Genomic DNA, 26,064 nt, shown 5'->3' with positions numbered 1-26,064 from the left:
GCAGGTTCAAAACCCCACTCTTGCCGCCGATCTGCGGAACGAGGCTTGCGTGTCTGGTGAGAAACGAAACGCCCGGAAGAAGTCGTCCACGCAGTAGTCTGGCGAATTCCGCCGTAACAGCGTCAGCAGCGAACGCGCCTCGTCGACCCTGCCCGCTGCAGCAAGGCAATTGACCGCGACGGCTTGTACGTTCACATGCGCGTTCGGGCGCACCGCCCCTTTGCTGGCCCACTCCGCCGCCTCTTCATATCGCTGCAGGCGAAACAGCGCGATGGCGCGCGATGCGAGCATGGCGAACATCAACGGATCGAAAGGACTGAGCTGACGGGAAATGTCACTCGCTTCGATAGCAGCGTGGGCATCGCCTTCCTGAGACTGGACGAATCCGAGCGTATAGTGCCCTAGCGCAAAGTTTGGACTCAAGGACACCGAGCGGCGCAGCTCGTGCACGGAATCGTCGAGATGGCCGCGCAGCCACTGCGCCCTGCCCATCGCCCAGTGAGCCGCGGGATCCAGATCGTCCGCGACGATACTGTCGGCGGCCGTCGCGTAGGCACGCTCGATTTCACGATCGCGGTTCGCGCTCCAGTGCAAAAACACATTCTGGAAATGAGTGAACGACAAGCAGGCGTGGGCGCGCGCAAAGGTACGATCCTGCTGCACGGCGCGCTGAAAATAATGCGCGGCGTGGCGATTGTCCTCGTCGTTGAAGCGATACATGTGCCACAAACCACGATGGTAGGCTTCCCAGGCATCGAGACTGTTGGGCGGCTTGAGCACCGCGCGATTGCGCTCGGCAATCTCGATCTGTCCGGCGAGCGAGAGCACGATGCGATTGCCAATCTCATCGAGCGCGTCGAAGGCGCCATCGCGGCTGTAACTAAACTCGTCGGCCCAGACGATCCTCCCGGTCGATGCCTCAGCCAGTTGCGCCATGACCATGAGACGTCCGCGCTGTTCACGCACTGACCCGCTGGCGACGTAGTCGACGTTGAGCAAGCGCGCCGCTTCGTCGGGTGGAACGTTCCTTTCGGTCAGCGCGAACACACTGCCACGCGCGATGACGAACAGCACTCGGAGCTTGGCGAGCCGGGTGATGATGTCCTCGGTGAGCCAATTGGCCAAGCCGCCGCCCGAAGTCACATCCGGCGTGCGCTCGGTAAAGGGCATGACACAGATCGATGCGCGCCGCTGAGCTGCACCGAGCGCTTCGGCAACCGGGCGTTGAGATTCGGCTTTCGCGGGCGGCTGGACGATGATCTGCGGCGTCCGTCCCCTCGCCGCCCGCCAGCATTCACGGATCGGCATCCAATCCAATCCTTCGCCTTCGAAGAGGCGGATCGTCGCGGCGAGGTGCTCCTCTCCTTCGCGTACCCGCCCTGTGCGTAGCAGGCGTTGTAGCAGCAGTTCGTGGGCTCGACGCTCGAACGGCGCGAGCTGCAGCCATTTCTCCAGATACGCGAAGGCGTCATTTTGATCTTGCTCGCCGACGCGATCGACGAGTTGCTCGATCACTGCGACGTGATCGGCACGGAACTGCCGACGTTGCGCCCCGAGCCAGCTTGCGAACTCCGGATTGCGATCCAGCTCCAGCCCGGCCGCGAAGTCGCCTGCGTACAGCTCGCTCAACTCACGCAGCCGAGCAACATCCAATGTTTCCAGGCCACCTGCCCGCAAGCGGGCGATGTCGTTGGTATCGACAGAACAATCCGAGAGATCGAGAGAGACACTATCGCCGGCAGCATTGACGCGTTGTTTGGATGCGTCGTCCAGCACTGCCCTGAGCTTACTGAGGCACCATCGCAACTCACCGCGCGGATCGGTCGAAGTATCGAACAACAACTCGCAGATCCGACTGCGAGACAGCGCTTCAGGCGTCACGGTGAGAAGAGCCAGCAACCCGCGTACCTTGCGCGAAGACGGCAGCGGGCGTTCCGCGCCCTGTTTCCAAAGCGTCAGCCGCCCCAAAAGCCGCACCTGGATGGAATGGTCGGTCACCTGGCCTCCATTTCCCATGGTTTTTACCACGCCCGCTCCCACGCGCCGAGCCTAATTTCCAAACCAAGGACGGCCGAAAAGACGTCCGCTGCACCTGCACTTCCCAACGTGAGACCTCGAAACAAACTTTCAGGAGATGCCAATGAAGACAATCCAAGGCCTGCTGGCCGTGAGCGCCTGTGTGTTCGCTGCGTGGACCGGCCCGGCGGCCGCCGACGCAGTGACCGATTGGAACGAAATCACCCTCACCGCAGTGGCCTCCGGCCGGCCCGGTCCGGTGGGATCGCTGGATACCGCGCTGGTGCAGATCGCCGTGCACGATGCAGTTCAAGCCATCGAGAAGCGCTTCGAGCCTTATCACATGGAGGTTCTTGGCGCTAAAGGCAGCCGCTCGGCGGCGGTCGCGGCGGCGGCTCATGACGTGCTCGTCGGTATGTATCCGACCCAGGCCGCATCCCTCGACGCCACGTATTACAACTATCTTGCAAACAATGGTCTCACAGGCGACCCCGGCCTGACCGTGGGCCAAAAGGTCGCTGCCGGCATCCTGCCGCTACGTCGTCTGGCGCCCGAGCCATTGCCGCCGCCGTTCGTCGGCAGCACGGAACTCGGCGTCTGGCGTCCCACCGATTCGTTTCTAGGCTCGCCGCCTGCACCGGCGCCGTTCTCGCCGATGGTGGCGCCCTGGATGGCCGCAACCGATCCTTTCACGCTGACTGGCCCGAAACGATTCCGGGCAGATCCGCCGCCGGCCCTCACCAGCGAGCGTTACAAGAAGGACTACAACGAAGTGAAGAGGCTGGGCGCGCTGCTCAACAGTGCTCGCACGGCCGAGCAGACGGATCTGGCGTATTTCTATAACGACAACATTTTCGCGCAGTGGAATCGCGCGCTCCGGGCGATCTCTGCGAAACACATCAATCGGATTGGCGACAACGCGCGGCTGTTCGCGCTAGCAAACGTCGCAACGGCCGACGCCGTCATCGCCGGCTGGGACAGCAAGAAGTATTACGCCTTCTGGCGTCCGCTGACGGCCATTCGCGAAGGCGATAACGACCCCAATCCGCAGACCGCGGGTGATGTGAATTGGCAGCCGCTGGTGAACACCCCGAACTATCCCGACTACACCTCGGGGGTGAACAACGTCACCGCCGCGATGACGCGCACGCTATCGTTGTTCTTCGGGCGGGACTGGATGACGTTCGAAGTGACCAGCCTGGCGCCTAATGTGGTGCAGAAGACGCGCACGTACAGGCGATTCTCGGATGCCGTGCGTGACACAGTAGATGCACGCGTCTACCTCGGAATCCACTTCCGTTTCGCCGATGAAGCCGGGCGTACGCAGGGCACCCGAGTGGCCGAGTGGACGTTCAATCACTTCCTGCTGCCGATCGAACACCACCATCGCTTTGACGACTGAAGTCCACGGGGCTTCACAGGGCAACTTGTGAAGCCCCTCGTTCTACCAGGCCACCAACTCCACGCGACGGTTTTTCGCGCGACCGTCTTCGGCGCGATTGGATGCCACCGGCGAGGCGTAGCCGACCCCCCAAGGCTTGAGACGCGCCGCTTCGACGCTGTGACTCGCGACGAGCGCTTGAACAACCGACTGCGCGCGCCGCCGTGAAAGATCGATGTTGTAATCGAACGTGCCTGCCGTGTCGGTGTGGCCCACGACGAGCAACTTGAGTGCGGCGTCCTGTTTCATCAGCTTCGCGATTTCGCCCAGCGCATCCTGAGATTCCGGTTTGACATCCGCTTTGCCAGAGTCGAAGTAGATACCATACAACGCGACGCGCCCGGAGGCGGCAATCTCGCGAGCCATTGCGTTAGCATCGACCGCCACCTGCCCGGTCTGCATCGGCTTCACTTCGACGACATCGAGCAGCGTGAACACTCGATTCTTGTTCGCGCCGCCGACGCCGTAGGCCGCCGTCGTGTAGACGGACACATAGACATCGCCGGTCGGCCGCGCCAGTCGCGCGCCGAGATATTTCTGATCCTTGCCGCTGAAGTGCATGACGCTCGGTGGATTCAGCGCATAGCTGAAGTCGTTGCCGCAAGCCAGGTTCTCGCACTGATATAACGGTGTGAAGCCGCCGGCTTGCAACGACTGCTGGTAGTTTCGGAACACCTCTAGAGCGCTACGGCCTTCCGGCGCTCGATAGTGAAGACGAGTGATGCGGCCTTCGAGCGCCTGAGACGACGACGCGCCGCTGCGGCGGTCACGCACCTGGCCGGTGGGCACCGAGAAGCTGTCGAAGTCCTTCACCTCGTACTTGAGGATCTCCGAGCCGGCATAGCGCGATACGACCGGATGGTCCTTCGAGCCGGATACGTCGGCGGCGTGCGCCACCGAACCCAGAGCAACCATCGACAACACTACACACATCGTTTTCATTGCAGCTCCCGAAGCGCCTCAATGCACGACGAACAGCGGATCCTGCTGTAACGTCAAAGTGAAACCTGGTTGCCCGGTAAATCCGCCGCTGGAATTTTCACCGTCGCTCAACGACGCGCCGGAACCGCCCGCGCCGCCACTGCCACCTCCGCCGCCGCCTCCAGCCCGAACGCCTGTGCCATTCACCAGTCGTGTCACTACTCCACCCTGGCCGCCAGAAACATCGACTGTTCCGGTGTTCTCTACGGATGGCGAGGCAAACACTACGATGCCGCCGGCTCCGCCGCCGGAGCCGCCGCCGCCGTTGGCTTCGATGCGACCGGCGTTCGTGATGGCTCCATTCACGAGAACCCGCAACACGGGAGCGGGGGTGGCGGGGGCGCAGCCCGCGCCGGCGGCGACGGCGGCGGGTTGTCGAGGCGCCAGCCGGCGCTCTTGCAGATAACTGGCGATGAGGGTGGTTTTGCCGGCCCCGCCCGGGGCCGCCAGCCAGACGGCGCCATGACGACGCAGCCGGTCGAGCTCTTTGAGAAGCCGCCGCCGCGGGTAGACGCCGTCCGAGGCCGGGGGCGTGAGCTTGATCATTATTAGTAGGCCGCTCTGCGGTGAGCTGAACTGACCGGATGATAACGCAGACCGTAATCGGATAATCTATTGTGTCATGCAGAGCGAGCCCAAGCCCATCAAGGACAGGACCGCAGCGCTGGACGCGCTCGACCAGCAGCTGCTGGGCTTGTTGCGCGTGAATGCCAGGACGCCGACGGCGACGTTGGCGCGGAAACTGGGCGTCTCCCGCGGCACCATCGCAAACCGCATCGCCAGGCTCGAAGCCAACGGCGTCATCGCCGGGTATTCAGTGCAGATCCACGCCCACTCTCAGCCGAGCGGCATCCGGGCCTGGATCAGTATCGCGGTGGAAGGTGACAAGACTCGCGAGGTGGTGACGCGGCTGCTCGGCGAGCCCTCGGTGAGCTCGCTTCACGACACCAACGGTCGATGGGATCTGCTGGCCGAAGTGCACGCCGCCTCGATCGCCGAGCTCTCCGAAGTGCTGGAGCGGATCCGGAAGATCAAAGGCATCGGCAACACCGAGACCAGCATCCATCTGCAAACATTCAGGACCTAGGCGACGCGTCGCATCCGACCGCGCTTGCTCGAGCCCAGCGTCCCGCCGAACAAATCCTTCGGATCTTCCAGGTCGGGCACCAGATCGATCTGACGACAGAACTCGCGATGCTCACGCGTCAGATCGTGCAGGAACTTCAGCGCCGAATAGTCCTCCAGCGCGAAACCGACCGAATCGAACACCGTGATCTCGCCATCACTGCCCCGTCCCGGTTGCACGCCATTGACGACGTCGGCGAACTCGGTGACGGAGAAATCCGCCGGCATCTGTTGAATCTCGCCTTCGATGCGCGACTGAGGTTCGTACTCGACGATGACGCGTGCATCCGCCCGACGCAGAATATCCGCGTGCAACTCGGTCTTGCCCGGGCAGTCGCCGCCGACTGCGTTCAAGTGCATGCCAGGAGCAACCATCGACGGCGTCACGATCACAGCGTTGCGCTTGTCAGCGGTGACGGTCGTGATGATGTCGGCGCCGAGTGCGGCTTCCGCGCTCGACGTCGCATGTACCAATGAAATGCTTCGCAGCTCCGGCATAGCACGAAGATTCTCAGCCAGCTTCGCGGTCGCGCGCGGATCGACGTCGTAGAGCCGCAGCTCAGTGATGCCGAGCATGCGATGGAACGCGATCGCCTGAAACTCGCTCTGCGCGCCATTGCCGATCAACGCCATCGTTTTGCTGTTCGGTCGAGCCATCCACTTCGCGGCGAGCGCGGACATCGCGGCGGTCCGAAGCGCAGTCGTGACGGTGAGCTCCGAGAGCAGCACCGGATAACCCGTCGACACTTCCGCCAACACGCCGAACGCAGTGACGGTGAGCAGGCCCAGGCTGGTGTTCTTGGGATGACCGTTCACATACTTGAACGAGTACAGATCGCCATCGCTGATCGGCATCAATTCGATCACGCCCACCTCGGAATGGCTCGCGAGGCGCGCCGATTTTTCGAACTGGCCCCAGCGCCGATAGTCCGCCTCGATCTGAGCGGCGAGACGCTCCATGAACTCGCCCGGCCCGATCTGGTTCACCAGCCGCTGAATGTCTGCGATGCCGACGTAGTCGACCATTGTCCTTTCCTCGTCCAAATGCTTGTCAGGCAAGCAGTTATGGTAGGAAGGCCCGATGTCACGCAGAAGCAGGCAAGCTGCCCGGCGGCGCCCGGTTTATTGACGAAACGACAGCTCCTTTTGACGTTCCGGCAACGGGCCGTGCCGATGACAGAGATCGTTCACCGCTGCGGCGACCTGCTTCTCGAGGCCGTCGGCGACGCAGACGGTCATCATCGAAGCCCGCAGTTCACCGTCCCAGTAGGGATCCAGCGCCTCTTCTTCGAAGTCCCGGCGTAACACGATCACGGGCGTCTGGCGCGTGCGAGGATCGATGCGCATGCGGGCGATGACGCCGGCCGCCGGGATCAGCGGCAGCTCCTCCGCCAACAACACCAGATCGGGGATGGGCGGCTCCGCCGTGAGCAAGCCGCGATGAAACAGAAATCGCAGCGCCTGCTCGCCGTCTTTTACACGGAGCATCGACGCATCGGGCAGATGTCGTCGGACACCCTTCGCGATCGCCGTCCAGTCACTGCCGCTGGGTTCTGCAACGAGTACATTGATATTCATGATGGCTCATCGATATCTCACATACTGAGTACACGAGCGACTGCGGAAACTGGTTGCACCTGCGACGATCGCTGTAGAATCTGCGCATCATGAGCGAGGCGAATCAAAATCAGGTCGCTGTGAATCTAACCGACAGTCTCATCGTCGCTCGGGTCCGGGGTTGCCCCACCGAAGCGGTGTTGCAGAAATGTCAAGCAGAGGTGCTGTCGCTCGTTCGTGAGAGCGGCATCAGGAAAGTTCTCTACGACGCGCTCGATATGGAGCCGCCGCCGGTGAGCATTCCCTGGGTGCAGCGGGCGTTGGACGAGCAGCTGGTCGATGTGAAACTCCGTCGCGCCATCGTTGTTCCAAACGCCAAGCTGGCATTTCTTGCGCGCCTGGCGTTCGGCGAGGGCGACTATCGGGTCTTTTATGAAGACAGGCTCGCCGCCGTGAACTGGCTCTGCGCAGAGTGAGTAAATAAGGGAAGCGCCGCATGGCGTGGCCGCTTCTCACGCGCGCGCCGGCTGCACATTGGCGTTCAGACGGAACAAGTTCGACGGATCGTACTTGGTCTTCAGCGCCACCAGCTTTTGGTAGTTGCCGCGATAGTTGGCGTTGATGTCTTTGGCCGTCGCCTCGCGTGGCATGTCGTTGATGTAGAAACCGCGCGTGAACTTCTCCAGCGTCGACCAGTGACGGCGCGTCGCTTCAATGTGATCCGACGGATCGTCGCCATGCCGCCAGCCGGCCATGACCATCATATTGGCCATCGCGTACCTGTTGGCGAAAGCCGTTGCGTCCTCGGGCACTCGGCCGCAAGCACCGCCGCAGTGCTGGAAGAACACTGCCGTGGTTCGGCGCGGATCGCCCTTGAGTCCATCGATCAACGCTGCAATCAAGTCTGCCGGCAGCGCCGAGATGAACCCGCCCTTGATATAAGTGCCAAGCATGCGCGCATCGGCCCAATCGCCCGACCGCTGCACCTCCACATAATCCATGGCTTTGACCGTATCGCTCATGGGGGTTCCGACCTTGCGAATCGGCGCGAGCGCGCGATCGGCATCCTTCGCCGCTCCGCTGTAGCAAACATCGAGTTGCGCGACGCCCGGAGCACCGCCGGGCGGCAGCACGAGGATGGGATCGAAGTAAAGAGCGTCGGGCGCCGCCAACGCATAGTCCGCATACATCGAGAGCACGTCGCGTGCCCTCTCGACGGGGAACGTCAACTTGCCGGCAATCACCTGACGCTGCATCGGATGAAGGTTGAACTCGAAGTTCGTCACGACGCCGAAGTTGCCGCTGCCGCCGCGCAAGCCCCAGAACAAATCCGGGTTCTCACGCGAGCTCGCGTGACGCAACTGACCGTCGGCCGTCACCACATCCATCGAGTTGAGATTGTCGATCGCCATTCCATAGCGACGCGCAATGCGTCCGAACCCGCCACCGAGCGTCAGCCCTCCTACGCCCGTGTGCGAGACGGTGCCGAGCGGCGTGACCAGGCCTTGAGCCATCGACTCACGGTCGACCAATCCCAGCAGGCTGCCACCCTTCACCGACACACGCTTGGCCGTTGCATCGACCGTCGCGCCGCGATAGCTCTTGAGATCGATCTGCATGCCGCGCTCGCAGGTCGACTGCCCGGAATGACTGTGCCCGCCGCATTTCACCGCCAGCAACAAATTGTGTTGCCGCGCGAAGCTCACCGCCTTTTGAATATCGGCGGCCTCGGTTGGCTGTACGATGAGTGCGGGATATTTGTCGAAAGAAGGATTCAACAACAAACGCGCTTCGTCGTATCCGGCATCGCCTCGCAGGAGCAGCTGACCTTGCAGCGCTTCTGCAAACTCACGAACCTCTGCACTGCTGAGCGTGACTGCCCGCCCATCGGCAGTGACTGCGGAAATATCGGCAATGGGCCCGGAGCGAGCGAACGCCGGCACGAATCTGAAGGTCGGCAGCGTGGCAGCGGCCAGGATCGCGGAACTGACGAACTCGCGGCGTTTCATAGCACCCCCGGTTGATGCGCAGCACATTCGTTCTTCTACTCGGTCCGCCCGAGTAGATGCGCCTGCGCTCGAGAATGCAACCCGCGTTGCTACTACTGTCTTTGGTCAGGAGGTGCGACGGAAGGACCGATCACGATGAGCTTGTCTTCGGCTTGAATGCGCAGGTCGTCTTCCCAGAATCCGTAGCTGCGTCGGTCGCGCACCACGCGCAAGATCGAAGCCCGGTTCTCGAACGGCCGACGGCCGATTTCGTCGGGGTGCGGAGTGCGCTCGACCAGAGTCACCTGGCCGCCGGCGCTGATCAGGTCCATCACATAGGTCGCCAGGTGCGAGGACTCGATGGAATCGGCCATCAGAATGCCACCCACTCGCGAGGGCAACACCGTCGCGCTCGCGCCGCTCTGTCGCAACAACTTATCGTTCTCCGCCTCCTCGACCCGCGAGACGATGCGAACGTTCGGGGCGAGATTGCGTGCGGTCAAGGTGATCAGTACGTTGGTGTCGTCCCGGTCCGTGCAAACCAGCAGAGCCCGCGCCTGCTGTAGCATCGTTTCGCTCAACGTGTGCTCGCGACTGGCGTCGCCGAGGATGCCGATGTAACCCAGCTCCGCCGCCTCTTCGATCCGCCCTTGATCGAGATCGACGATCAGGATGTGCTGCTTGTCCAGGCCTCGCGCGACCAGTTCGGCGGCGGCGCATCGGCCCGCGTGCCCGAAGCCGCACAACACCACGTGGCCTTGCAATCGCGCCTGCAGTCGTCGCATACGAAAGTCCTCGATCAGACGCTGTAACACCAGCTGATACGCCGTGCCGACAAAGATCAACCAAATGAACAAACGGATGGGCGTGACCAACAACGCATCGACCAGCCGCGCCTGGCGCGTCACCGGCACGATGTCGCCATAGCCGACCGTCGTCACGCTGACCATCGTGAAGTAGACGACGTCCGCGAACGAGATCGCGCCGTCGTGATTGTCGTGCAGCCCATCGCGATCGAACCAGAACACGGCGATGACCAGCGCGAACATGACCAGCACCGCAGCGGCACGGACCAACAGCGTCTTGCGCACGCTGCGCTCGCCGCCGACAAATAGCCGGTGACCGGGAATCTGCAGCCGGCGGCTCAGCGCATCGCCCGCCGGATCGGCGGGCCTGTCGGAACGTCCTGCGGTAACGGCCATACCGCTATGGTACTGGCTTGGGCCGCTCCTTCAAAAGCAGCCGTTGCGCTGCCCTAACGGCTAGGGCGCACGAACCCGCGTGATCTCGAGGTTCGGATCCGCGAGTATCTCCCGCTCGCTGAACAGAATGGGCTTGGATTTCTTTTCCGAATACAGCTTCACCTGATCGAGGTAGTACGGCGAGCTCGGGTTGTCCGACTGCGCATAGGTCATGATCGAGCGCCCCCTCGGCCCTTGATCGGTGAACTGCATCCACAGGATCAGGGTCGAGCCCAGATACATCTCCGGCCAGCCCTTGCCCGGCACCCAGCCGGTCTTGTTGTGCATGAAGTTGTATTGGCCGGCATCGGCCAGGCCACCGTGCATCGGAATACGAACGTCGCCGCGTGTCTCATATTGATAGTCGCGATAGGTCGCGTCGAGCGGCACACCGGAATCCAGCAAATCTGAAATTGCCGCGTTGAGCGCCTTCGCGACGCGTGGGTCGTCGCTGTTCAAGCCCTTTGGCGTATTCAATGGATCCGCGGGATCGAACGGGACGGCGAACACTTCCTTTTGCGCCTTGTAGTCGAGATTCTCGAAGAATCGACGCCACAACACTGCGCCCGGACTATCCAGATTCTCCGTCTGATCCCAATGCTCGAGCACATCGCACGCTCCCGGCAAGCCGGCCCGCGCCGGCATCTTTCGACACAACGACACCAGGGAGTCGCGCCAGAGCTCGGCTGCGAGCACGCGATTGTCCATCGTGATCGCTTCGAGCTGATCGAGTGTGAAACGCTTCCCTGGATAACCGTCTTCGCCCTTCAGCCGGCGCTCGATCTTCAATAGGCCGTTGCGGGTGCGCAGCGAGCGTGCTGTACGCTCATCGCCGACGATCGACGGATAGCCTTCCAGTAGCTGGCGGGGATTGTTGGTCCAGTAGCTGTCGTTCGAGTTCGTGACATAGTCAGTGCGCATCAACTTCGGCAGCGCGGCGACTCCGAATGTTCCCGGCACAATCGCGTCGGCATCGCTGCCCCACTCGCACTCCGAGCGTGACCCGTCGAGGACCATTTGCCGGCGCTCCAGCATGCGGCGCCCGAGGTCTGAGTTCACGCACTTGTCGAGTTGCGCGTTCGTAACATGCGGCACGGCCGTTCGATCCGCGTAGTACGTGTTGCCTGCGGAGTCGGCAGCCATGGTGTTGAGCCAGCCGATGCCCAGATACTTGCGCCCTGCTTCATCCAGCTGCTCGACCGACTGCGCGCGATTCATGTCCAGCTGCTGATTCAACCAGCGAAAGTTCATCGCCACATCGCGCACCGCGTACGCCGTGTCTTCAGTCCAGCCGAACTCGGCACTTTGCAGCACGGTGCCGTAGTGCGTTTCCCAGAACGTGTGGCTGCGCTTCTGGAGCTTGCCGTCGGCGCCGCGAACGTCCACGGTCACGGTCCGCTGGGTCATGGCTCTCGCCTTGCCGTCATATAGATAGGTGGTAGCGGAAGCCGGCGCCAATCGAAGCTGATACACAGTGAACCGTCGTGGCGTCGCCAGCGTGTGACTCCAGGCCACATTCTCGTTGTGACCGAACAGCACGACGGGCACGCCGAGCACGCCGCCGCCGTAAACATTCAACTTGCCCGGCACGGTCAACTGCGCCTCGAACCAGCGCTCCGGCCCGTGCCACACCCAATGCGGATTGGCGAACAGCATGCCCCGGCCGTTGTCGGTCGCTTCCTTGCCCAGGGCAATCATGTTGCTGCCAGGACCTTGAGGTTGCGAGGTGATACTGGACTCGAGGTCCTTGGAGCCAGGCTTCGGCTGCACACTCTTGCTCCTGGCGCCCGCAGCGGGCGGCGCCGCTCTGACATAGTCCTGCATGAGCGCGCCGGAGCTGAGGAACGAGCTCCAATGCAGGGCGCGCAAATAGACATCTCGCTCGGTGATGGGCCGAACCCATTCAGCGCCGCGACAACGTGCATCGGGAATATTCTTGACGCCGGTTTTCGCCAGGTAATGGTTGTAGCCGGCGGCGTAGCCACGCACGAGCTGCCTCACTTCGGTTGTCGGCCCGAGCGGCGGCTTCGATCGCAATTCCTTACCGACGAGGTCGCGGTCCAGCACACTCTTCCAGAAGAAATCGCTTTGGACATTGGTGAAAGGCTCCGGCCCGGACGGGTAGGCATCCGTGCTCGGCTCGTCGGGGCCGAAATACTGCGATCGCAAGGCATTCACGGTCACCCAGCGCGCGGCGACATCGCAGATGGCGGTTTGAGCGAACGCGTAACCCAGACCGAAACCGACGCCTTCGAAGTCATCGGCCAGCACGTGAGGCACGCCATAGGACGTCGTGCGGATCTCCGCGCGCGGCGCTGCCGACGCCAGGCCGGCAAACGACAAGCCCAGCGATGCTACGGCCAGAATCGAAATGTGGTGACTGTTCATTCGTCTTGGGAACTTATCGATTTGTCGGGCGCAGCTCGAAACGGATGCCACGCATTCTCGACGCACTCAGCTCGAAGCCTGTGACCTTGCCCGACGCGTCGCGTGAGAAGCGCAACAACCCTGCCTCGCCGCTGAAGGCATCCTTCATCGCCGGTGCGAGCGGCTGAATCCTTGTTTCGAACTTGCGGCGCTCATCGCGGACTGCAAGCTTCCCCTCGTCGATCACCAGCGGCCAGGTCACATCCAGCTCCGGGCTATGGAACGTGCCGACGTAACCCTGCAGCTCTTCGGCGCTGGGCACGGCCGCCGTAAAACGCGTGGCCGGCATTTCATCGTCGTCACCGATGCGGAGCCTCAGCTCGTTCGCCGCCTGCTTGCCGGTGATCGAGAACGCCACCTTCACCGGATAGCCCTGCACTTCAAAGCTCGCCGGTCCGGTGGCGACGAGCGGCAGCGGCATCGCGCCAATTTTCAGAATCAGCGCACCCTGCTGCTCGATCACTTCCAGAATGGTCTCGGTCTTTGCCGCGAAATAGCTGCCAACGAAACGTTGCGGCGGCACAGGCTTGGCCGCCGTCTTCTTGGCGGCCGTCGTCGGCGCGCCAACAGCAGGTTTCAACACATCGGCCAGAACGACATCGGCAACCTTCTCCGACAAATCCGACGCCTCCGCACCTTCGAAATTACATAGGACCGCCACTGAGGTGTGCTGCTCGGGGAATCGCGCGAGCATCGCGTTGTATCCGACCCAGTTGCCGGCGTGATGCACACGAGGCAGGCCGCGGTACTCGTCTAGGAACAGGCCGCGCCCATAAACGACCTTCTCGCCGTTATCCAGTTGGCCCCGCTGAGTCAGACGGTCAATCAGCGACTGGCCGCCCACTCGCGGCTGGTAGAAGTTCTCATCCCACTTCACCAGGTCTTCGATGGATAAGTGCAGCGCGCCGTCTCCGGTCTGCTCCCAGTTCGACAGCGCATTCTTGAAACGAACCGTTCCCTCCGGCGCCTCGCCATCGACTGCATAACCGAGCGCTCGACCTGGGATGACTTCGGCATGCTGGTCGCGGAACTGCGCGCTCTTCATGCCCAGCGGCTGAAAGATGCGCTCGCGAGCAAACTCTCCTAGAGGCTTGCCACTCACCCGTTCGACGATGACGGCCAGCAGAAAGAAACCGCTGTTCGAGTACTCCCAGCGCGTGCCGGTGGGGAAATTGAGCGCACGCTGACGCGCGATGACGGCAAGCGCCTGTTCATCCGTCGTCACCTCCTCGACTTCCAAGCCGGATAGTGACAACAACGCTGTGTAGTCGCGCAGCCCGCTGGTGTGCCTCAGCAAATGATCGATCGTGATCGCTCGGCCGTAGTCCGGCAGCTCCGGCACGTACTTGCGCACATCGTCCGACAGCGACAGCTTGCCATCCAGCTCCAGCAAGATCGCAGCTGCCGCCGCGAACTGCTTCGACGTCGAGCCGATATCGAACACGGTCGCAGACGTGATGGGCACGCCTCGCTCCACATCCGCGAGCCCATACCCCTTCGCATGAGCCACCTGACCATTGCGCATCACGCCGACAGCGCAACCCGGCCTTGCCGGATCTGCATACTGTGCGAACAGCGCATCGATCTGTTGTCCCTGGGTCGCGCTGATGCCTTCGGATGACGCCGACGCAACCCCAACGGTCAGCACCGCCGCTGCAAACGCAGGGAGTGCGCGAATCAACGATGTATTCACGGATTCACCCGGCCTAGATTTTCCTGGGAGGTACGCTGCCTGCGCCAGAACCAGAACGCCGGCGCGCCGAGCAGGATCAGTGCTACGCCGACCAAAGCCCTTCCCGGTTGCAGGACGACGGTGTTCAACACCAGGACGCCGGCAGCGAGCACGAACACGAGCGGCGTCCATGGATAGCCGGGCGTTTGAAACACCGGCCGTGCCTGCGTTTGCCGGCGCCGATAATGGAAGATGCTGGCCGCGCCCAACGCGTAGAAAATCCAGCCCGCGAAGACGACGTACGTCAGCAGTTCCTCGAAGCCACCGCACGCCGCCATGACGGCAGCCCACGCACAGCTTACGGTCACTGCGAACGCAGGCGTCTGCCAACGAGGATGAACCTCGCCCATTCGCTCGAAGAAGATCCCGTCGCGCGCCATGGCGAAGTACACGCGTGTCGATGTTAGAACGCTTGCATTGGCCGCGCTGAAAATTGAGATGAGAATCACGAGAGCCAGCGCCTTGCCTGCCTGCGGCCCGAGCACGGCTTCGATCGCCTCCGCTGCGATTCGCTCGGAGTGCGCACTCCGCTCCGCACCGAGCGCGGCGACATACGCGATATTCGCCAGCAGATAAATGCCGATCAGCGTCGCCGTGCCGATAATGATGGCTTTGCCGACCGTGCGTTGTGGATCGATCGCCTCACCCGCCGAGTACGTGATGCAGTGCCAGCCTTCGTACGCCCACATCACACCGATCAGCGCCGCGCCCATCCCCAGCAGCAACGAAGACTCGCCACTCGAAGCGAATAAGCGGGCCTCCGACAATCCACCGCCGGTCGTGAGCATGAATGCGCTCATCAACAGGATCGCGCCGACTTTGATCGCCGTCGTCCAGTTCTGCAGGTTCGCGCTTTGGCGAGTGCCAATGACATTGACGACGGCCAGCACCACCACCATGCCGACCGCGACGACGCGAGCGCCCCAGGTCGAGAGCGGCATGAACTGACTGAGGTAGCCCGCAAATGCGACCGCGAGCGTCGCAATGGTCGCGCTGGAAATCACGAAGAACAGCGCCCAGCCGTAGAGGAAAGCGATGAAACTGCCGTACGCGTCGCGAATGTAAACGTAGATTCCGCCCGCATCTGGCTTGATCGCCGCGAGCTCGGCATAAGTCAGTGCACCGAGCACCGAGAGCACGCCGCCGGCCAGCCAGACCAGTAGCGCCGGTCCCAATTGCCCGCCCGTCGATTGCAGCACGCTGGCCGGCACGATGAAGATTCCCGAGCCGATCACGGATCCCAGCGTCAGCAGGACCAGATCGCGGAATCCCAACAGGCGCGGCAGCGTGGTCTGTGTCATGACTCCGCCAGCGATGCGTTGGTCAAGCGCCCAAGCACGCACTCACCAGTTCGTCGAAGCGAGGGCCGCCGCGAATCGGATCTGCACACGGCATGCCCAGCTCGGCGCTGTGTCGTTCGAGCAGCGCATTCGCTGCTTCTTCCGACAGCGTCACGGTGTTCAGGCTCACGCCGCCGCAGCGAACGCCGGGATTGGTGCGGCGAGCGAGTGTAAGCGTCACCTCAATCGCTTCCTTCAGACTGGGCAACTCGAAATCGGGCAGGCCATGCACCGATTCGCGACCGGCCTCATGACACATCACGATTACGTCCGGCTGCGTCCCGTGCAGCAACCCGAGCGAGACGCCGGAATACGCCGGATGAAACAACGATCCCTGCCCTTCAACCACATCCCAGTGATCGGCCGCTGCGTCCGGGGTGAGCTCTTCGGCGGCGCCCGCGATGAAATCGGCAACGACCGAATCGATCGCGACGCCCGAGCCCGAGATCATGATCCCGGTCTGACCGGTCGCGCGAAACGTTGCGGGTACATCGCGTTCATTGAACGCACGCGCCAGCGCCAATGCGGTGTATTTCTTTCCAAGCGCGCAATCCGTCCCGACGGTAAGCAGCCGTCTGCCGCTGCGTCGCCGGCCCGTACCGACGGGAAACGTCTGCCGCGGTTTGCGCACATCGATGAGGCGTCGGCCCAGTTCTAGCGCAGCCGAGCGAAGCACTGGCACATCTTCGAGTCTGGTGTGCATGCCGCTGACCAGATCCAGTCCTGCCCTGAGCGCTTCGAGCAACGCCGGAACCCAATTCGGCTGGACGATGCCGCCAGCGGGCGCCACGCCGATAACCAACGATTGAGCGCCTCGAGCGCGCGCGGCGGCTGGCGTGAGTCTAGGAAGGCCGGTAGTGATCGTGGCTGTAGCCAACGCAAATTCGCCGACGCACCGGTCGCCGGCCCAATCGCGCAGCCCCATCGCGGTCTTGGCGTCACGCTCATCGACGGAATCGCCGAGGAACAGGAGGTAGGGTTGCGGCAGGGTGAGAATACTCATGCCAGGAATATGCCGTCCGGCTCGCGCCAGTAGTGTTCGTTTTAGGGAAGCTGCGCGGACGATTCTTCGGTTCTGCTCTAGCCCGCGCTCGGTTCCTCGCGGGTCAGCCGGCCGACGATCTGCTTCAGGTCGCTGTGACCGTGCGACTTGATCGCCTTGGAGATCGGGAAGGTCACGAAGTCGAACTCGTTCTCGCTCTGGTTGCGCAGTTCGGCAATGACTTCCTGGTAGCGCTCGACGGTGGACGCGACGACGGTCATGACGTAATCCACGTGCCCGAGCACGCCGTGACAGGAGACGATCTCGGGGATCTTCAACAGCGTCTTTTCGAATTGCCTGGCGCGCGCGCTCGTGTAATTCAACAGCTTGATCTGCACCTGGAATTGCAGGCAACTGGCGAGGCGTGCGATGTCGATGTCGGCGTGATAGCCGCGAATGATCTCCGCTTGCTCGAGGCGCCGCATCCGCTCGTAGCAGCGACTGGCGGACAGCCCGACGGCCTCGCTCATCTGCACCTTGCTGATGCGCGCCTCACTGAACAGCGCCGTCAGGATGCTCAAGTCGATGCGATCGATGCGGCTGGGCCGCGATGAATTCTGCGCCATGCTTCACTCCCCGGTAATGGAACGCAGTATGCCGCATGGCCCGCGTCGCTCCCAGCAAACGATTCCTCCGCCGGCTTGCGCAAAAACGAACACAACTCACGCACGCCGGGCTGCATATTCGTAGTGTCGGTCCCTCCAACACTAGAAGAACCAGGCAAGAGGATGAGATGCGCATGAACGGCTTGTCGCGAGCGGCCCTGTCCGCTGCCTTTTTACAGACCTGCGCCTTGGCAGTTCCGGCTAGCGCCGCAGATACTCCGCGCGACACGCAGGTTCTGCAGGAAATCATCGTCACCGCGACCAAGCGTGAGGAGAAGCTGCAGGACGTGCCGGTGGCCATCTCGGCGATCACTGCCGAAGACATCCAGACGCGCGGCTTCACCAACTACGCGGACTATCTCAACACCGTGCCGGGCGTGTTCTTCGAGGACGGCGGACCCGGCGTCTCGCAGATTCGCATTCGTGGCATCAGCGGCAGCGAAGGCGGCCTGCCCTCCACCACCGCGACCTATTTCGGCGAGACAGTGACCAGCGTGCTGACCAACTTCGGCGGCAAGCCGAACCTGCGATTGGTCGACATCGATCGAGTAGAGGTCTTGCGCGGCCCGCAAGGAACGCTGTTCGGCGCCAGCGCGCTGGCCGGTGTGGTTCGGATCCTGCCTGCCGCGCCCGACGCATCGGGCTTCGAAGCCCACGTCGGCGCACGTGGCTTCACGACCGCACACTCCAGCGATGCGAGCTACCACGTCGAGGGCACCGTCAACATTCCATTGATCACCGACCGCCTGGCATTGCGAGTGGTCGGCTATCAAGACGAGATCGCCGGTTACATCGACAACAAGTTCGCCGGCCAGCCGTCCGTCGACTACGGTGCTGCGCTGGGGCTGCCCGACGGCTTGCTGATCACGCCGGCGGTCCCGGCGTTCACACGCAAAGACATCAATTCCGAAGACACCTGGGGCGTTCGCGCCGCGCTCGGCTGGCAAGTTACGGATGCTCTGAAGATCGATCTGACGCACGCCACGCAGGACGTCACGCTCAACAGCGAGCCGTTCACCATGCCGGATTTCGGTGAGTACGAGCAGAGCCGCGCGCTGGATTACTTCGAGGAAGGCGGCGCCGGCGAGCGACTCGAGATCAATACCATCGTCGCCAGGTACGATTGGGACGCCGTGTCGCTCACCTCGGCCAGCAACTGGTCGAAGATGACGCGCTTCACCAACCAGGACATCACTTATCTCGCCGAAGGCAACTTCGGCGCGCCCATCCCCTGGCCGCTGCGAGATCGCAGCGTGGGCAAGCTGTTCACGCAGGAGCTGCGAGTGCAGTCGCTCGGTGAGGGTCCGTTTCAATGGCTAGCCGGTTTGTTCTATTTGAAACAGACCGCGGACTTCTCACAGTTCGTGCCGGACTACTCGTGCCCCACCTGTTTGTCCGAGGTGCTGGCCGGCCAGGACTTCGCCGCGGACGCACCGATGGCCCGCTTCTCCGAAGAAGAGCAGCGCGCCGCGTTCGCCCAAGTCAGTTACACCTTCGCGTCGCAGTGGACCGTCGGTGTCGGGGCGCGCTATCTCGAAGACGATCTGACCAGTCTCACGCCGCCGTCGGATGGCTTTCTGATCGGCGGCGCGCAGCCTGGCGCGCCCGATCAAGAAGGCTCATCGAGCGAGTTCAACCCGTCGGCTTATCTGCGTTACGAGCCCGCCGAGGACCTGACGCTCTATTTGCAGGCCGGTCGCGGCTTTCGCAGCGGCGTGGTGAATCAGCGTCTGCCCGACGCCTGTCAGGCGGCGGCCGACGCGGTAGGCGCAGGTGCGTTCACCGATCCGGATACGCTGTGGAATTACGAGCTGGGCGTGAAATCGCAGTTCGCGGACGGTCGCCTTGGCCTCAATGCAGCGGTGTACCGACAGGACTGGGAAGGCGTCCAACTCGGCGTGTCGCTCCCCTGCGGCTTCAGCGTGCTGGCGAATGCCGGCGATGTGACCAACGACGGCGTGGAACTGGAGATGGTGGCGCAAGCCAGCGATGCATGGCGCTTCAATTTTGCGGCCTCCTACACCCAGGCGGAGTTCGAGCGCGTCGAGCCGGGCACGATCTACTCCAAAGGCGAGCGCCTGCCGGACGCACCTGAAAAGAACGGCAGCGCCGGCGCGCAGTACAGCTTCGTCATGGGGCCGGAATGGTCCGGATACGTGCGTGCGGATTACGTTTACGTCGGTGAGCTGCGCTTGAAGTTTGGCGTGGACGAGGTGCTCACCCAGGAATCGTTCAATACGGCGAACCTGCGCATCGCCTTCCAGCGGCAGGACCTGTCGATCGAGCTGTTCGGCCGCAATCTCGCGGACGAACGCGGCGTCATCGATACGGGCCAACCGTCGCTCGGCGCCAGGGAGACGCTGATTCGTCCGCGAGAAGTCGGCGTCGAGTTGCGCTACGGATTCCAATGAGCAAGTGCGAGTGACGGTCAGCCGCCGTCACTCGCTTTCACTGCGAGCAGCGATTTGACGGCCGCGACGACGCGCTCAGGCACGAACTCGAAATACCGCAGCAGATCTTTGGCGGGCGCCGACTCGCCAAACCGATCGATGCCGAGCACGACGCCGCGGCGACCGACATATTTGCGCCAGATGTCCGGCACGCCGGCTTCGACGGCGACGCACGGCAACTCGAATGGCAGTACTTGCTGGCGATAGTCCGCGTCCTGGCGATCGAACACGTTGGTCGAAGGCATGGATACGACTCGAACTGGTACGCCCTCACCTTCCAGCAGCTTCTTCGCCTCGATGGCGAGCGCCACTTCCGAACCAGTCGCAATGATGATGGCGCGCGGCTCGACTTCCGGCTCGGCCAGCACGTAGCCGCCACGACAGACGTTTGCCATCGCGTCCGGATCGCGGTTTTGATACGGAACATTCTGTCGACTGAGCACCAGACTCGTTGGCCCGCTCTCCCGATCGATGGCCGCCGCCCACGCAACGATCGTCTCCAACGTGTCGCACGGCCGCCAGACATCCATGTTCGGAATCAACCGCAGCGTCGCGACATGTTCGATGGGCTGATGCGTCGGGCCATCCTCGCCCAGACCGATCGAATCGTGCGTGAACACAAAGATCGAACGGATCTGCATCAGCGCAGCCATGCGAAGCGCGTTACGGCAGTAATCCGAGAACGTCAGGAAGGTGCCTCCGTAGGGAATGAATCCGCCGTGCAAGGCCAGTCCATTCATGATCGCGGCCATGCCGAACTCGCGCACGCCATAGTAGATGTAGTTGCCGCCGCTCGCGCTGGTCACGGCGCGCGACCCGGACCACAACGTGAGATTCGAGCTCGCCAGATCGGCGGAACCGCCAATCAGCTCCGGCAGGAACGGCGCGATGCCTTCGATCGCTTCCTGCGACGCCTTGCGTGTAGCCACCGATGCCGCCTTCGCATGAGTGCGCGCCATCAGCCTGCGAATATTCTCCGCAAGCCCTTCGGGCAGCTCGCCTTGCATGCGCCGCTCGAGCTCCCGGCCCAACTGCGGATGGGCCGTGGCATACGACGCCAGCGTCTGCCGCCAGGCGCCCTCGTAGATCGATCCCGCCTGCCGTGCATCCCACATCTCATATATATGAGCGGGGACCTCGAACGGCGCATAGCTCCAGCCCAGAGCCTCGCGAGCCGCGGTGATCTCTTGCTCGCCGAGTGGCGCACCGTGCGCATCGTGAGTGCCCGCCTTGTTCGGCGATCCCTTGGCGATAACAGTCTTGCAACAGATCAGCGACGGCTTGTCGGCCACCGACTTCGCGGCACGGATGGCGTTGTCGATGGCGTCGCTATCGTGGCCATCGACATGCGGCACGACGTGCCAGCCATAGCTGGCAAATCGCCGCGGAGTGTCGTCGGTGAACCAGCCCGAAACGTGGCCATCGATGGAGATGCCGTTGTCGTCATAGAACGCGATGAGCTTGCCCAGCCCCAGCGTACCCGCCAGCGAACAGGCCTCGTGCGAGATGCCTTCCATCAGGCAGCCATCGCCGAGAAACACATAGGTGTGATGATCGATGACCTCAAAGCCGGGTCGATTGAACTGCGCCGCGAGCACTTTCTCGGCAATCGCCATGCCCACGGCATTGGTGAGGCCCTGCCCGAGCGGCCCGGTCGTTGTTTCGACGCCCGGCGTGATGCCGTACTCGGGATGCCCCGGGGTTCTCGAATGCAGCTGACGGAAGCGCTGCAGCTGTTGCAGCGGCAGGTCGTAACCGGTCAGGTGCAACAGCGCATAGAGCAGCATCGAGCCATGCCCATTCGAGAGCACGAACCGATCACGGTTGAACCACTCCGGATTGGCGGGGTTGTGACGCAGATGACGTTGCCACAGCACCTCGGCAATCTCCGCCATGCCCATCGGCATGCCCGGGTGGCCGGAGTTTGCTTTCTGCACGGCATCCATCGCCAGCGCACGAAGCACATTGACGCCGTCCTGCCGCAGCCCCACGTTACGAGGCTTCGGCCTTCGCACGTCCAACTCGGCGCTCATGGTATGGCCCTCAAGGCTCGAGTCCCGCTCCGAGGACGCACACTCAGTTCCATGATCTCTTTTAGGTTGCTCACAATGGCGTCGGGGCGCAGCTCCTCCAGCGGTTGCCCGCGGTGATAGCCATAGTCCACAGCGACGACACGACACCCGGCGGCGTGGGCTGCCTCGATGTCAGCACGCGAGTCTCCTACCAACAGCAGGTCGATGGGCTCGACCTCAGCTTGACGACAAGCCGAGTACAGCAGTGACGGGCTCGGCTTTCGATCCTCGGGCCGCTCGGGGCACAGCACGGACGTGAAGAATCCGCTGATGCCGGCGATCTCCAGCAACGGCTGCGCGAACTTGCGCTCTTTGTTGGTCACGCAAGACAACGTGAGCCCGGCCGCCCGCAGCGTGTGCAGGGCCATCATGACGCCGGAATAGATACGGCTGAGTCGAAACACGCGTTGCCCGTACAGTTCGCGAAACAACGTCGTCGATGTTTCCTGCAAACGTGCATCCGGTGTCACGCCGCTTTGTGTCAGCACCCGCTTGACGAACTCATCGATGCCTGCGCCGATGAGGCCCGGGACGCAGTCGTCAGGCAGCGGCCGGCCGCCCAGCATGATCAGCATCATGTTGGCCGCCGCGCCCAGATCCGGAGCGGTGTCGATGATCGTGCCATCCAGATCGAATGACACGGCCGCGACGCAATCGATGAGCTTCGGCATGGTTACCTCATCTCGAAAGGGCTGGCTCCAACAGCAAGTGAGCTGAACGCGGCGACCTGCGCGCCAGCGACTCCTTGCGGCGCTCGATCAGTCGCAGAATCATCGGTGTGAAGATGAGCTGCAGCGCCAGGTCCATCTTGCCGCCCGGACACACGATGGTGTTCGAGCGCGTCATGAACGAGTCGTGCAGCATGGCCAGCAGATAGGGAAAGTCGATGCCCTGCGGATTCGCAAAGCGGATCACCAGGAACGATTCCTCCGGCGTCGGGATGAAACGCGCGATGAATGGATCGGACGTATCGACCATCGGGACGCGCTGAAAATTGATGTGCGTCCGTGAGAACTGCGGACAGATGTAGTGGACGTAGTCGTGCATCCGCCGCAGGATCGTGTCGGCGACCGCCTCCGTCGAATAGCCGCGCGTGGACCGGTCACGGTGCAACTTCTGAATCCATTCGAGATTGATGACCGGCACGACGCCGATCAGCAAGTCCACGTGCTTCCAGATCTGCACGTCCTCATGAGCGGCCGCACCGTGCAGCCCCTCGTAGAACAGCAAGTCGGTCGAATCGGGCAGGTCTTCCCATTCGGTGAACGTGCCCGGCTTCTGTGCATACGGCGCCGCCTCCTGATCGTCGTGCAGATACTTGCGGCGACGCCCCTGCCCGCAGTCGCCATAGCCTCTGAACAAGCCGTCGAGCTCCGCGAACAAGTTCGCGTCCGGACCGAAGTGGCTGAAGTACTGATCGCCGCGAGCGATCGCATCGGCCATCTGCTGCTTCATGCCTGCGCGGTCGTAGCGATGAAAGCTGTCGCCTTCGATGAACGCCGCTGTGATCGCTTCGCGCCGAAAGATCTGCTCGAAGGTCCGCGAAACCGATGTCGTGCCGGCTCCAGATGAGCCCGTGACTGCGATGATGGGATGAGTGGCTGACATGGCTGCTCCCTACGCGGGACTTCTGAGCACGCTGCGAGTGCCGAACAACGGCGCCTTGAACTCGAAATCGTTGCATTCGCGGTGATAGCGCTCGATGCGCTCTACCTCCGCACGCGCACCGAAGATGAAGCCGATGCGTTGGTGCAAGCTTTCGGGTTTGACGGTCAGCACCGGCTCGCGGCCCGTGCTGGCGCGTCCGCCCGCCTGCTCGATGAGGAAGCCGAGCGGATTCGCCTCGTACAACAGACGCAAGCGGCCGGGCTTGGTCAGGTCCCTGCGATCGCGCGGATACATATAAACGCCGCCGCGCATGAGAATGCGATGAGCCTCAGCGACCACGGCGGCAACCCAACGCATGTTGAAATCGCGACCGCGCGGGCCCGAGGCGCCTTCTTGACACTCGCGCACGTAGCGCGTGATGGGAGATTCCCAGTAACGTGAATTCGAGGCATTGATGGCAAACTCCGACGTGGTTTCCGGAATACGCAGATCCGGATGGGTCAACATGAACTCGCCGATCTCACGGTCGAGCGTGAAACCGTGTACGCCGCGGCCGGTGCTCAACACCAGCATGGTGGAAGGTCCGTAGATCGCGTAGCCGGCGCACACCTGTTCGGTCCCTGGCTGTAAAAAATGCTCCTCGGACGGGTCCGTGACACCGTCAGGACAGCGCAGCACGGAGAAGATGCTGCCGACGGCGACGTTCACGTCCACGTTCGAGGAGCCGTCCAGGGGGTCGAACAACAGTAAATATTTGCCGGTGGGAAACTCCGCCGGAATCGAGTATGGCTTTTCCATTTCTTCGGACACCATGCCCGCCAGCTGGCCGCCCCACTCGTTGGTGCGAAGGAAGATGTCGTTGGTGAGCACATCGAGCTTCTTCTGCACCTCGCGCTGGACATTGACCACACCGGCGTCGCCGTAAGCGCCGGACAGCGCCCCCTTGCCGATGAGCGTCGCGATGCGCTTGCACGCGAGTCGCACGTCGTTCACCAGCGCGGTGAAGTTGCCCGTCGCATTTTCGTGACGGCGCTGTTCCTCGATCAGGAATCGGGTCAACGTTCTGGGCGCGAGCGTCGTCATGAGTGCAATTCTCCCTGTCGTGCTGTAGGTGGGGTCTCGGCGAACACACGGCTGGCCTTGATGTCGGCCGCCTCGATCGTCATGAGATCGTTCCTCGCAAGCGACGCGGCGCGCTTGGCGAACAAGCGGCTGGCTTGTCGTAAACGTGCGCGGTCCAGCGCATTGCGAATGGATCTGGCATTCGCGAAGTGCGGTAGCGCCTGGCGGCGCTCGATGTATTCTTCCAACGCGGTCCGGGCATCGGCGCTCAGCTGGTACTGCATCTGATCGAGCATCAGGTCCGCGATGGCCAGCAATTCCGCGGCGGTGTAGTCCGGGAATGCGATGTGATGCGCGATGCGCGATGACATGCCAGGGTTGCTACGAAAGAAGCGGTCCATGCGGTCCTCGTAACCGGCCAGGATCACGACCAGGTCGTCGCGATGGTTTTCCATTTCCTGCAACAGGATCTCGATGGCCTCCTGACCGTAGTCGCGCTCGTTCTCCGGGCGATACAAGTAGTAAGCCTCATCGATGAACAGCACCCCGCCCATCGCGCGCTTGAGCACTTCGCGGGTTTTCGGCGCGGTGTGGCCGATGTATTGGCCGACGAGATCGTCGCGAGTCACTGCGACCATGTGGCCTTTGCGCACATAGCCGAGTCGATACAGGATTTCGGCCATGCGCAGCGCGACGGTGGTCTTGCCCGTGCCGGGGTTGCCGGTGAAGCTCATGTGCAGAGACAGGGCTTCCGTGCTGAGGCCTGCTTGTCGACGGACGGTATCGACGAGCAGCAGTGCACAGATGTCGCGAATGCGAGTCTTTACCGGCGCGAGGCCGACCAGCTCGCTGTCGAGTTGATCGAGCACGTCGGCGACGTGAGAATCGCGGAACGCGGCTTCGAGGTTGAAGTCGTCTGCGGTTTTAGGCACAGAACTCATTGCTAGTACCGATGCCCTTCCGGCCTTCGCGTCGCATATGAGCGCATCGAGTAGCGCACTTCGCGGCCGGGCCCTTCTTCGCGCAGCAACTCGAAGCCAGGCTCCTCCTGCGGTCGCGCGACGATGAACGACAGTCGCAGCGACTCGACACCTCGGGTCGAATCGAAGGCATTGACCTTGATGTATCGATTGGGAAACGTACGCCGGCATTCATCCACTTCCCGCATGATCCCGGCCGCGTCCTTCAGGTCGAACATGGGGTTTCCATACATCTCCCAGTAGGTATTGCGCGGATGCGGATCTTCGGTGTGCTCAACCGACACGGCCCAGCCACGTTGCAGGCAGTATTCGATCTGCGAGCTGATCTGCAGGTCGGTGAGATCGGGCAGAAAGGAGAAGGTGCCTTGAGTAAGTCGCATGGCTGTGCTCTCGGATG

Annotated in this window: 22 protein-coding genes; 4 read left to right on the top strand and 18 right to left on the bottom strand. The window is 62.5% G+C overall.

Annotation, left to right across the window (positions count from 1 at the left end; all coding sequences use genetic code 11):
- Positions 1-6: 6 nt before the first annotated feature.
- Positions 7-1,998, bottom strand: coding sequence for a hypothetical protein (locus tag EK373_RS24290; RefSeq protein ID WP_198683607.1), 1,992 nt, complete (start codon positions 1,996-1,998; stop codon positions 7-9).
- 142 nt (positions 1,999-2,140) lie between these two features.
- On the opposite strand from EK373_RS24290, the gene EK373_RS24285 reads away from it, so the two are divergent.
- Positions 2,141-3,418: a vanadium-dependent haloperoxidase gene (locus EK373_RS24285; RefSeq protein WP_129646811.1), complete on the top strand. Its 1,278-nt coding sequence runs from the start codon at positions 2,141-2,143 to the stop codon at positions 3,416-3,418.
- 42 nt (positions 3,419-3,460) lie between these two features.
- Here the strand turns inward: EK373_RS24285 and EK373_RS24280 are convergent, their stop codons facing one another.
- A complete protein-coding gene (locus EK373_RS24280) occupies positions 3,461-4,399 on the bottom strand; it encodes an OmpA family protein (RefSeq protein WP_129646809.1) in 939 nt (312 codons plus the stop codon).
- 18 nt (positions 4,400-4,417) lie between these two features.
- Positions 4,418-4,984: a hypothetical protein gene (locus EK373_RS24275; RefSeq protein WP_129646807.1), complete on the bottom strand. Its 567-nt coding sequence runs from the start codon at positions 4,982-4,984 to the stop codon at positions 4,418-4,420.
- A gap of 118 nt (positions 4,985-5,102) precedes the next feature.
- Here EK373_RS24275 and EK373_RS24270 point away from each other — a divergent pair, with 118 nt between their 5' ends.
- On the top strand, positions 5,103-5,525 hold the full coding sequence (locus EK373_RS24270; protein WP_129647350.1) for an Lrp/AsnC family transcriptional regulator: 423 nt from the start codon (positions 5,103-5,105) through the stop codon (positions 5,523-5,525).
- Here the strand turns inward: EK373_RS24270 and EK373_RS24265 are convergent.
- On the bottom strand, positions 5,522-6,589 hold the full coding sequence (locus EK373_RS24265; RefSeq protein WP_129646805.1) for an ornithine cyclodeaminase: 1,068 nt from the start codon (positions 6,587-6,589) through the stop codon (positions 5,522-5,524). The two genes, EK373_RS24270 and EK373_RS24265, sit on opposite strands and share 4 nt — an antisense overlap.
- A gap of 96 nt (positions 6,590-6,685) precedes the next feature.
- Positions 6,686-7,141, bottom strand: a complete 456-nt coding sequence (locus tag EK373_RS24260; protein ID WP_129646803.1) for a response regulator — start codon at positions 7,139-7,141, stop codon at positions 6,686-6,688.
- An 89-nt stretch (positions 7,142-7,230) separates the two neighbouring features.
- On the opposite strand from EK373_RS24260, the gene EK373_RS24255 reads away from it, so the two are divergent.
- Positions 7,231-7,596: a hypothetical protein gene (locus EK373_RS24255; RefSeq protein ID WP_129646801.1), complete on the top strand. Its 366-nt coding sequence runs from the start codon at positions 7,231-7,233 to the stop codon at positions 7,594-7,596.
- 36 nt (positions 7,597-7,632) lie between these two features.
- Here the strand turns inward: EK373_RS24255 and EK373_RS24250 are convergent, their stop codons facing one another.
- The 7 genes from EK373_RS24250 to EK373_RS24220 form a co-directional block, all read right to left on the bottom strand.
- Entirely contained in the window at positions 7,633-9,129 is a 1,497-nt protein-coding gene (locus EK373_RS24250; protein ID WP_157994515.1) for an FAD-binding oxidoreductase, read from the bottom strand.
- A gap of 92 nt (positions 9,130-9,221) precedes the next feature.
- Entirely contained in the window at positions 9,222-10,310 is a 1,089-nt protein-coding gene (locus EK373_RS24245; protein WP_129646797.1) for a potassium channel family protein, read from the bottom strand.
- A gap of 60 nt (positions 10,311-10,370) precedes the next feature.
- Positions 10,371-12,737 (bottom strand): penicillin acylase family protein, encoded by a 2,367-nt coding sequence (locus tag EK373_RS24240; RefSeq protein ID WP_129646795.1) that lies wholly within the window; start codon positions 12,735-12,737, stop codon positions 10,371-10,373.
- A gap of 13 nt (positions 12,738-12,750) precedes the next feature.
- On the bottom strand, positions 12,751-14,469 hold the full coding sequence (locus EK373_RS24235) for a serine hydrolase domain-containing protein (protein WP_157994514.1): 1,719 nt from the start codon (positions 14,467-14,469) through the stop codon (positions 12,751-12,753).
- Positions 14,466-15,809 carry an APC family permease gene (locus EK373_RS24230; protein WP_129646791.1) on the bottom strand — a complete coding sequence of 448 codons (1,344 nt, stop codon included), beginning with the start codon at positions 15,807-15,809 and terminating at the stop codon, positions 14,466-14,468. Before EK373_RS24230 ends, EK373_RS24235 begins: the two co-directional genes overlap by 4 nt.
- A gap of 22 nt (positions 15,810-15,831) precedes the next feature.
- A complete protein-coding gene (locus tag EK373_RS24225) occupies positions 15,832-16,851 on the bottom strand; it encodes a DUF1611 domain-containing protein (RefSeq protein ID WP_129646789.1) in 1,020 nt (339 codons plus the stop codon).
- 77 nt (positions 16,852-16,928) lie between these two features.
- On the bottom strand, positions 16,929-17,456 hold the full coding sequence (locus EK373_RS24220; protein WP_129646787.1) for an Lrp/AsnC family transcriptional regulator: 528 nt from the start codon (positions 17,454-17,456) through the stop codon (positions 16,929-16,931).
- Between the two features lie 173 nt (positions 17,457-17,629).
- Between EK373_RS24220 and EK373_RS24215 the strand changes: the two genes are divergently transcribed.
- On the top strand, positions 17,630-19,906 hold the full coding sequence (locus EK373_RS24215; RefSeq protein ID WP_198683605.1) for a TonB-dependent receptor: 2,277 nt from the start codon (positions 17,630-17,632) through the stop codon (positions 19,904-19,906).
- A gap of 17 nt (positions 19,907-19,923) precedes the next feature.
- Here the strand turns inward: EK373_RS24215 and tkt are convergent, their stop codons facing one another.
- From tkt to EK373_RS24185, 6 genes are read right to left on the bottom strand one after another with little or no spacing between them, the layout of a single operon-like run.
- Positions 19,924-21,978, bottom strand: coding sequence for a transketolase (tkt, locus tag EK373_RS24210; protein WP_129646783.1), 2,055 nt, complete (start codon positions 21,976-21,978; stop codon positions 19,924-19,926).
- Positions 21,975-22,688, bottom strand: a complete 714-nt coding sequence (gph, locus tag EK373_RS24205) for a phosphoglycolate phosphatase (RefSeq protein ID WP_129646781.1) — start codon at positions 22,686-22,688, stop codon at positions 21,975-21,977. The genes tkt and gph overlap by 4 nt, the downstream gene beginning before the upstream one ends.
- Before the next feature lie 7 nt (positions 22,689-22,695).
- Positions 22,696-23,625, bottom strand: coding sequence for a phosphoribulokinase (locus tag EK373_RS24200; RefSeq protein ID WP_129646779.1), 930 nt, complete (start codon positions 23,623-23,625; stop codon positions 22,696-22,698).
- 9 nt (positions 23,626-23,634) lie between these two features.
- Complete coding sequence (locus EK373_RS24195; protein ID WP_129646777.1) at positions 23,635-24,708, bottom strand: class 1 fructose-bisphosphatase; 1,074 nt, start codon at positions 24,706-24,708, stop codon at positions 23,635-23,637.
- Complete coding sequence (gene cbbX / locus EK373_RS24190; RefSeq protein ID WP_129646775.1) at positions 24,705-25,628, bottom strand: CbbX protein; 924 nt, start codon at positions 25,626-25,628, stop codon at positions 24,705-24,707. The genes EK373_RS24195 and cbbX overlap by 4 nt, the downstream gene beginning before the upstream one ends.
- Positions 25,629-25,630: 2 nt before the next feature.
- Positions 25,631-26,047 carry a ribulose bisphosphate carboxylase small subunit gene (locus EK373_RS24185; RefSeq protein WP_129646773.1) on the bottom strand — a complete coding sequence of 139 codons (417 nt, stop codon included), beginning with the start codon at positions 26,045-26,047 and terminating at the stop codon, positions 25,631-25,633.
- Positions 26,048-26,064: the final 17 nt, after the last annotated feature.

This window comes from Peristeroidobacter agariperforans, from assembly GCF_004138335.1.
Classification (GTDB): domain Bacteria; phylum Pseudomonadota; class Gammaproteobacteria; order Steroidobacterales; family Steroidobacteraceae; genus Steroidobacter; species Steroidobacter agariperforans.
This window is presented reverse-complemented; position numbering and strand designations above follow the sequence as displayed.

Excerpts from the sequence above, each read along its gene's own strand:
- gph (WP_129646781.1), bottom strand. The coding sequence starts at position 22,688 with ATGCCGAAGCTCATCGATTGCGTCGCGGCCGTGTCATTCGATCTGGAT.
- EK373_RS24200 (WP_129646779.1), bottom strand. The coding sequence starts at position 23,625 with ATGTCAGCCACTCATCCCATCATCGCAGTCACGGGCTCATCTGGAGCC.
- EK373_RS24285 (WP_129646811.1), top strand. The coding sequence starts at position 2,141 with ATGAAGACAATCCAAGGCCTGCTGGCCGTGAGCGCCTGTGTGTTCGCT.
- tkt (WP_129646783.1), bottom strand. The coding sequence starts at position 21,978 with ATGAGCGCCGAGTTGGACGTGCGAAGGCCGAAGCCTCGTAACGTGGGG.
- EK373_RS24225 (WP_129646789.1), bottom strand. The coding sequence starts at position 16,851 with ATGAGTATTCTCACCCTGCCGCAACCCTACCTCCTGTTCCTCGGCGAT.
- EK373_RS24230 (WP_129646791.1), bottom strand. The coding sequence starts at position 15,809 with ATGACACAGACCACGCTGCCGCGCCTGTTGGGATTCCGCGATCTGGTC.
- EK373_RS24265 (WP_129646805.1), bottom strand. The coding sequence starts at position 6,589 with ATGGTCGACTACGTCGGCATCGCAGACATTCAGCGGCTGGTGAACCAG.
- EK373_RS24195 (WP_129646777.1), bottom strand. The coding sequence starts at position 24,708 with ATGACGACGCTCGCGCCCAGAACGTTGACCCGATTCCTGATCGAGGAA.
- EK373_RS24185 (WP_129646773.1), bottom strand. The coding sequence starts at position 26,047 with ATGCGACTTACTCAAGGCACCTTCTCCTTTCTGCCCGATCTCACCGAC.
- EK373_RS24275 (WP_129646807.1), bottom strand. The coding sequence starts at position 4,984 with ATGATCAAGCTCACGCCCCCGGCCTCGGACGGCGTCTACCCGCGGCGG.
- EK373_RS24220 (WP_129646787.1), bottom strand. The coding sequence starts at position 17,456 with ATGGCGCAGAATTCATCGCGGCCCAGCCGCATCGATCGCATCGACTTG.
- EK373_RS24260 (WP_129646803.1), bottom strand. The coding sequence starts at position 7,141 with ATGAATATCAATGTACTCGTTGCAGAACCCAGCGGCAGTGACTGGACG.
- EK373_RS24255 (WP_129646801.1), top strand. The coding sequence starts at position 7,231 with ATGAGCGAGGCGAATCAAAATCAGGTCGCTGTGAATCTAACCGACAGT.
- EK373_RS24240 (WP_129646795.1), bottom strand. The coding sequence starts at position 12,737 with ATGAACAGTCACCACATTTCGATTCTGGCCGTAGCATCGCTGGGCTTG.
- EK373_RS24280 (WP_129646809.1), bottom strand. The coding sequence starts at position 4,399 with ATGAAAACGATGTGTGTAGTGTTGTCGATGGTTGCTCTGGGTTCGGTG.
- cbbX (WP_129646775.1), bottom strand. The coding sequence starts at position 25,628 with ATGAGTTCTGTGCCTAAAACCGCAGACGACTTCAACCTCGAAGCCGCG.
- EK373_RS24245 (WP_129646797.1), bottom strand. The coding sequence starts at position 10,310 with ATGGCCGTTACCGCAGGACGTTCCGACAGGCCCGCCGATCCGGCGGGC.
- EK373_RS24250 (WP_157994515.1), bottom strand. The coding sequence starts at position 9,129 with ATGAAACGCCGCGAGTTCGTCAGTTCCGCGATCCTGGCCGCTGCCACG.
- EK373_RS24215 (WP_198683605.1), top strand. The coding sequence starts at position 17,630 with ATGAACGGCTTGTCGCGAGCGGCCCTGTCCGCTGCCTTTTTACAGACC.